We start from the raw sequence: 6,045 nt of genomic DNA, 5'->3' as shown, positions 1-6,045 counted from the left end.
CCCCCCCCCCCGCGCGGGGCGCGGGGGCGCGGGGGGGCGGGGGGGGGCGCCCCCGCCCAGCTGACCCCCGGGACACGGGGCGGGGGCGGGGGGCTCGCCCCCCGCCCACGATTGGTCATCGGCCTCACTCGGCCGGCGCGGTTCCGCCCCGTCCGACGATGTCGTGCCCTCAGGTTAGGCCGCGACCGCACCGGTGGGCGCGATACGCAGCAGACTCATAGGGGCGCTTCATCCAGCTCCTGGAAGACCGTCACCTGCAGTTCACCCGGCGTCGCGAGCCGCGCGTTGAGCGAGTTCCACGGGGTCACCGTCGGCGGCGCGATCAGCTCCGCACCCGCATCCACCAGGCGGGCGGTGACGGACCGGCTGTCGCCCACCTCGAACGCCAGCCGGATGCGCGGCGCGACGGGCCGGCCGACCTCCACCCGGTCGATCATCGCCTTCTGCTGCGGGTTGGCGATCTCCAGCGTCGCCCGCCCGGCGTCCAGGATCGCGACCCTGGCCCCGCCGTCGCCGGAGTAGCTCTCCTGCTCCGGCATCCCGAGAGCGTCGCGGAAGAACGCGAGCGCCTCGTCGTAGTCCTCCGCCTCCACCACGATGCGCAGCTGGCGCACCCGTGCCGTGTCGTCCATCCCGTGTTCCCTTCCGCTCGCTAGCGTTGTGCCGTGCTGGGCTATCTGTTCCTCGCCGTCGCCATCGCGACGGAGGTCGTCGCGACCACGTTCCTGAAGTTCACCTCGGGCGAGAACCCGAAGTGGTGGGCGTTCGTCATCGTGGTCGTCGGCTACGTCGCGTCGTTCTTCGCGCTGTCGCAGTCGCTCTCGCGCGGGGTGCCGCTCGGCGTCGCCTACGCGATCTGGTCCGCGGTCGGCGTCGCCGTCATCGCGGTGATCTCCTGGGTGTTCTTCAAGGAGTCGCTCACCTGGGTCCAGATCCTCGGCCTGGTGCTGCTGATCGGCGGCGTCGGCCTGCTGGAGCTGGGCGGCCGCCACCCGGCCTGAGCGCCGGGCCGCGCCCGTCAGGCCGAGCCGACGAACGCGGCGACCGCGTCGTCGATCGTGAGCGCGGGCGACGGGTGCTCGTAGACCGCCCCGAACCCGGAGGGGACGTACTCCTCGCCCTGCTTCACGATCTCGCCGAGCTTGCGCCCGCGGCCGGGTTCGTCCTCGAACGAGTGGTCGTAGACCGAGAAGACGTCACCGTCCTCGTACACGGTCAGATCCTCGAGCAGCGGCATGTCAGAACCTCCTGGTGAAGGGCATGGGCTTTCGCATCCGGATGAGCAGGAGCAACGGCACCAGCACGTAGGGTCCGTTGTAGAGCAGGAAGACCAGCGGGTTCGGCGTGCGCTCCCCTACCGGCCCGAAGAACTCGACGCCGAAGATCGGGATGGCCGTCAGGCTGATGATCATCGTGGCGTAGATGACACAGAACAGCTGGATCCAGTTGAACCCCTTCGACAGGCACACGATCAGCAGGATGTAGAACGGCAGGTACACGAACGCGCTCGTGCCGGTGATGAACCGCAGCCACAGCGGCTCGTGCATGTAGAGCGGGTCGTACTGCGACGAGTACGTGTAGTTCCACTGCGCCAGGATGTTCGTCGTCGTCGCCGTCTGCGGGATCCCGAGCGTGGGGATGGCGTCGCTGATGATGCAGGTGAGGCTGAACAGCGAGAACATCACGATGAAGAAGATGTCGATCGGTCGCCTGCGCAGCGGCAGGTTCGCGGGGACGGCCGGCGCGGCGGGCGCGCTCTGCGAGGTCACGGTGCTCACGGGGCGAGCCTAGACCCGCCCCGGCGCCGATCGCGGCTGCGACGCTATTTGAGCGACTTCTGCATCAGCACGGTGCCGAGCCAGCGCTCGAACTTGTAGCCGACGCGGCCCATCCGGCCGATCTCGGTGAAGCCGAAGTTCTCGTGCATCTTGATCGACGCCTCCGCGCCCTTGTCGGCGATGACGGCGATCATCTCCTTGAGGCCCGCCGCCTTCGACCGGTCGATCAGCTCCTGCATCAGCACCGGGCCGAGGCCCTTGCCGGTGGACGCGGCGCCCAGGTAGATCGAGTTCTCGACCGTGAACCGGTACGCCTTCTTCTGCTTCCACGGCGAGACCAGCGCGTAGCCGAGGATCTGGCCGCTCGGCGACTCGGCGACGATGAACGGCATCCCGAGCTTGTGCAGGTACGCGTACTTGCTCTTCCACTCCCGCAGCGTCATCGGGTCCTCGTCGAAGGTCACGGTGCTGTTGGCGACGTAGTGGTTGTAGATCTCGCGGATGTCGGGCATGTCCTGCAGCGTCGCCTCGCGGATGCTGTACTCGAACGCCGCCTCCTGCGCCTCCGGCTTGCGCAGGTGGCGCGGCAGGACGCGGCGCGTCTCGTATTCCTCTTCCAGCACGCGACCAGCCTACGTCGCCCGTGTTGCGGCCGCGTTACGGCGCGAGCGACCAGTCGACCGGCTTCTGGCCTGCATGCTCCAGCAGCGCGTTCGCCCGCGAGAACGGGCGGGAGCCGAAGAAGCCGCGCGAGGCGGACAGCGGGCTCGGGTGCGCTGACTCGATCACCGGGTTGCCGCCGAGCATCGGCTTCAGCGTCGACGCGTCCCTGCCCCAGCGGACCGAGACGAACGGGCGACCGCGCGCCACCAGCGCGCGGATGGCGTGCTCGGTGATCGGCTCCCAGCCCTTCCCGCGGTGCGACGCCGGGGTCCCCGGCCGCACGGTGAGGACGCGGTTGAGCAGCATGATGCCGTTCTCCGACCACGCGCTCAGGTCGCCGTGCGGCGGCGGCACGTGGCCGAGGTCCTCGCGCAGCTCCCGGTAGATGTTCTGCAGGCTCCTCGGCAGCGGGCGCACGTCCCGTTCGACCGCGAAGGACAGACCGATGGGATGCCCGGGCGTCGGGTAGGGGTCTTGGCCGACGATGAGGACGCGGACGTCCGCGAGCGGCGCGCGGAACGCCCGCAGCACGTTCGGCCCGGCCGGGAGGTACGGGCGGCCGGCCGCGACCTCGGCGCGCAGGAAGTCGCCCATCGCGGCGATCCGGTCGGCGACCGGCGCGAGCGCCTCCGCCCAGCCCGGGTCCATCGACCCGTCGGCGGCCAGCTCGGCCAGGGACTTCGGCACGGCGTTCAGTGCGAGGTCGCCGTCACCGGGGGCAGCGCCGACCACGGGAAGGTGATCCAGCGGTCGGTGCGGCGCCAGACGAAGTCGGGCTCGAGCACCGTGCGCGGCTTCGAGTACAGGCACACCGTCCGCACGTCGGCGCCGGAGGCGACGATCAGGTCGACCACCATCGCGAGCGTCCGGCCGGAGTCGGAGACGTCGTCCACCAGCAGCACCCGCTTGGCCTGCAGCGCCGCCGAGTCGAGCATCGGGGGCAGCACGACGGGCTCGGGCAGGCGGGTGTCGACGCCGGTGTAGAACTCGACGTTGAGGGCCCCGCAGGCCTTGATCCCGAGGGCGTAGGAGATCGCGCCGGCGAGCAGCAGACCGCCGCGCGCGATGGCGACGACCATGTCCGGTTCGAACCCGGACTCGACCACTTCGCCCGCGAGATGACGGGCCGCGTCGCCGAACTCGAGCCAGCCCAGGACCTCCCGCTCCGTCTCCGCGAGAACGCTTGAACCTGAATCGTCGATTTCGCTGGCCACGCATCTACGTTACAAGGGCACGCGCGGTGTTAGCATCCGCGCATGACTTCGAAAGAGGCGGTCGCCCAGCGTCGGTCGACGGCAGCCATCGGCGCGACGGCCGCACTCATCGGATGGCTCGCCCTCGTCGAGCTCACGAGCGGGATCCTGCAGGGCTACTACGTGCCGCTGATCTCGGACATTGTGAAGCACCTGGGCATCCACGACGCGGACTACAACTGGTTCGAGGCGGCGCAGCTGCTGCTGTCGGCGCTGGTGGTGCCCGTGCTCGCCAAGCTCGGCGACATGTTCGGCCACAAGCGCATCCTGCTGGTAGCGACGCTGCTGACCGCGCTGACGACGTGGGCGCTCGCGTTCTCGCAGGACTTCACGACCTACCTCGTCGCGTTCGCGCTGCAGGGCTTCTACGTGGTGTGGCTGCCGCTCGAGGTCGCGCTCATCTTCGACCGCGGCCGCCGCACGGGAACCGCCGCCTCCCGCACCCACCGGGCCGCGGGCCTGCTGGTCGTGGCGCTGGAGTTCGGCGCGATCCTCGGCGCGGTGGGCGCCGGGATGCTGTTCACGGCCTTCGCCGGCAACGTCGCGCTCACGCTGATGGTGCCGGCGATCGCGGTGACGCTGGTCTTCTTCGCGATCCTGTTCGGCGTCCCCGAGTCGGAGCCGGTGCCCGGCCGGCGCCTGGACGGCATCGGCTTCATCCTGCTCACCATCGGGCTGCTGCTGATCACCTCCGGGCTGACGTTCCTGCGCATCAACGGCGTCGGCACCTGGTGGGTCTGGGCGCTGATCGTGCTCGGCGTCCTCGCGTTCGTCCCGTTCGCCCGCTGGGAGCTGCGCCAGGAGGACCCCGCGATCGACCTGCGCGTGCTGCGCAAGCCGAACATGTGGCCGGTGCAGCTGACGGCGGGGCTCATCGGCATCAGCCTGCTCGGCGCGCAGGCGCCGCTCAGCACCTACGCCGGGACGGATCCGGTGAACGGCTACGGCCTCGGCCTCTCGGCCGGGCAGCGCAGCATCCTGATCGGCGCGTACCTAATCTCGATGATCGTCGGGGCGGTGCTGTTCCCGCTGGTGTCGTCGTGGCTGAACCCGCGCGTCACGCTGATCGGGGCGTCCTTCCTGGTGGCGATCGGCTACCTGCTGTTCGTGCCGTTCCACCTCGAGACCTGGCAGGTCTTCACCAACATGGCCATCGCCGGCATCGGCTCCGGCGCCCTCGTCGGCGCGCTTCCGGCCGCGGCCGCCGCGGCCGCTCCGCGCGGGCAGACCGGCGTGGCGACGGCGATGACGAACACCACGAAGACCATCGGCGGCTCGTTCGCGTCCGCGGTCTTCGGCGTCGTGCTGCTCACGGGCGCGGCGACGGTCACCGCGACCGCGGCGAGCCTGTTCGGCTACATGCTGGTGTGGACGATCTGCGGACTCGGAGCCCTCGTCGCCGCGGTGCTCCTCTTCTTCGTGCCGAAGCTGGCATTCGCGGACGCGGAGGTGCCCGCGATCTGACGGAAGGGGATCCCCATGGACGCACAGCTGCCGAAGGCCGTGGACGACGCGCTCACGCGCTTCCTCCTCGAGCAGAGACGCCTCGCCCCCGGGCTGGTCAGCCGTGCGATCGTGACGGGATCCGCCGTCGCCGGTGACTGGCACCACGGCGTGAGCGACATCGACGTGGTGTTCGTGGTCACGCGCGACCCGAAGGACGACCTGGAGGCGCTCGCCTCGCTGCACGCCGCCTCCGATCCGCACATCGACGGCGTCTACCTCACCGAGTCGGAGATCGCCCGCGGCCCCGACGCCGTGCAGACCGCCCCGCAGGTGGTGGAGGGCGTTCTCGTCTCCGCGCTGGAGGGCGGCCAGCTGAGCTGGGTCACCTGGCGGGAGCTGGAGGACGGCGTGCAGGGCGTCGTCGACGGCGGCGACGTGATCTGGTCGCCCACTGCCGACCGGCACCCGGACGTCGAGGAGGGCGTGGTGACGTTCTCCCGCGAGAACCTCATCGAGTACTGGGGGCCGCTCGGCGACGGCGCCGAGGCGGAGCTCGCCGACCGCCCCGACGACGGCCCGGTGCGATCGGAGACGGTGCGCTGGCTGGCCCTCGGACCCATCCGGCTTGTCGCCACGCTGGAGACCGGCCGCATCCTCTCCAAGACCGCGGCGGCCCGCTTCGCCCAGGAACGCTGGCCCGAGCACGCCGACCTGTTGGACCGCGTCGTCCGCGACCGCGCCGGCGACCGCCAGAGCTTCACCGCGGCCGACGCGCGCGAGGCGATCGCGCTGCTGCGCACCTGCGTCGCCGAGGCCCGGGCCTGACCCGCACACCCCACCCCGCAGGGCCGCCCCGCACCCGCAAAACGCCCCACCACCCCCCACCACGCCCGCCCACCCGACCG

9 protein-coding genes are annotated in these 6,045 nt (G+C 70.8%); 3 read left to right on the top strand and 6 right to left on the bottom strand.

The features are described from left to right. Window positions 1-215: 215 nt before the first annotated feature. Window positions 216-632, bottom strand: a complete 417-nt coding sequence (locus ACTHMF_RS00320) for a VOC family protein (RefSeq protein ID WP_314149209.1) — start codon at window positions 630-632, stop codon at window positions 216-218. Window positions 633-665: 33 nt separating this feature from the next. Between ACTHMF_RS00320 and ACTHMF_RS00315 the strand changes: the two genes are divergently transcribed. Then, a complete protein-coding gene (locus ACTHMF_RS00315; RefSeq protein ID WP_314149208.1) occupies window positions 666-1,001 on the top strand; it encodes a DMT family transporter in 336 nt (111 codons plus the stop codon). A 17-nt stretch (window positions 1,002-1,018) separates the two neighbouring features. On the opposite strand, the gene ACTHMF_RS00310 is transcribed toward ACTHMF_RS00315, so the two are convergent. The 5 genes from ACTHMF_RS00310 to ACTHMF_RS00290 are packed head-to-tail and all read right to left on the bottom strand — an operon-like array spanning window position 1,019 to window position 3,655. Next, window positions 1,019-1,237: a hypothetical protein gene (locus ACTHMF_RS00310; RefSeq protein ID WP_314149207.1), complete on the bottom strand. Its 219-nt coding sequence runs from the start codon at window positions 1,235-1,237 to the stop codon at window positions 1,019-1,021. Window position 1,238: 1 nt separating this feature from the next. Beyond that, complete coding sequence (locus ACTHMF_RS00305) at window positions 1,239-1,778, bottom strand: DUF2781 domain-containing protein (protein WP_314149206.1); 540 nt, start codon at window positions 1,776-1,778, stop codon at window positions 1,239-1,241. A 44-nt stretch (window positions 1,779-1,822) separates the two neighbouring features. After that, window positions 1,823-2,401 (bottom strand): N-acetyltransferase family protein, encoded by a 579-nt coding sequence (locus tag ACTHMF_RS00300; RefSeq protein ID WP_440315827.1) that lies wholly within the window; start codon window positions 2,399-2,401, stop codon window positions 1,823-1,825. 34 nt (window positions 2,402-2,435) lie between these two features. After that, window positions 2,436-3,089 (bottom strand): uracil-DNA glycosylase, encoded by a 654-nt coding sequence (locus ACTHMF_RS00295; RefSeq protein WP_440315828.1) that lies wholly within the window; start codon window positions 3,087-3,089, stop codon window positions 2,436-2,438. 44 nt (window positions 3,090-3,133) lie between these two features. Continuing rightward, the gene (locus tag ACTHMF_RS00290) at window positions 3,134-3,655 is read right to left on the bottom strand and encodes a phosphoribosyltransferase (RefSeq protein ID WP_440315826.1); all 522 of its coding nucleotides are present in this window, start codon (window positions 3,653-3,655) and stop codon (window positions 3,134-3,136) included. 42 nt (window positions 3,656-3,697) lie between these two features. On the opposite strand from ACTHMF_RS00290, the gene ACTHMF_RS00285 reads away from it, so the two are divergent. Both ACTHMF_RS00285 and ACTHMF_RS00280 read left to right on the top strand, forming a co-directional pair. After that, window positions 3,698-5,158 (top strand): MFS transporter, encoded by a 1,461-nt coding sequence (locus ACTHMF_RS00285; protein WP_440315825.1) that lies wholly within the window; start codon window positions 3,698-3,700, stop codon window positions 5,156-5,158. 15 nt (window positions 5,159-5,173) lie between these two features. Next, window positions 5,174-5,965 (top strand): nucleotidyltransferase domain-containing protein, encoded by a 792-nt coding sequence (locus tag ACTHMF_RS00280; RefSeq protein ID WP_440315824.1) that lies wholly within the window; start codon window positions 5,174-5,176, stop codon window positions 5,963-5,965. The last annotated feature ends 80 nt before the right edge of the window (window positions 5,966-6,045 follow it).

The sequence above is a fragment of the Leifsonia sp. genome, from assembly GCF_051955155.1.
In the GTDB taxonomy this organism is placed as follows: Bacteria; Actinomycetota; Actinomycetes; order Actinomycetales; family Microbacteriaceae; genus Leifsonia.
The sequence above is the reverse complement of the archived record's forward strand: the minus strand, read 5'-3'. Positions and strand labels throughout refer to the sequence as shown.

Coding starts and splice junctions, on each gene's coding strand:
- ACTHMF_RS00320 (WP_314149209.1), bottom strand. CDS start 632: ATGGACGACACGGCACGGGTGCGCCAGCTGCGCATCGTGGTGGAGGCG.
- ACTHMF_RS00280 (WP_440315824.1), top strand. CDS start 5,174: ATGGACGCACAGCTGCCGAAGGCCGTGGACGACGCGCTCACGCGCTTC.
- ACTHMF_RS00285 (WP_440315825.1), top strand. CDS start 3,698: ATGACTTCGAAAGAGGCGGTCGCCCAGCGTCGGTCGACGGCAGCCATC.
- ACTHMF_RS00310 (WP_314149207.1), bottom strand. CDS start 1,237: ATGCCGCTGCTCGAGGATCTGACCGTGTACGAGGACGGTGACGTCTTC.
- ACTHMF_RS00295 (WP_440315828.1), bottom strand. CDS start 3,089: ATGGACCCGGGCTGGGCGGAGGCGCTCGCGCCGGTCGCCGACCGGATC.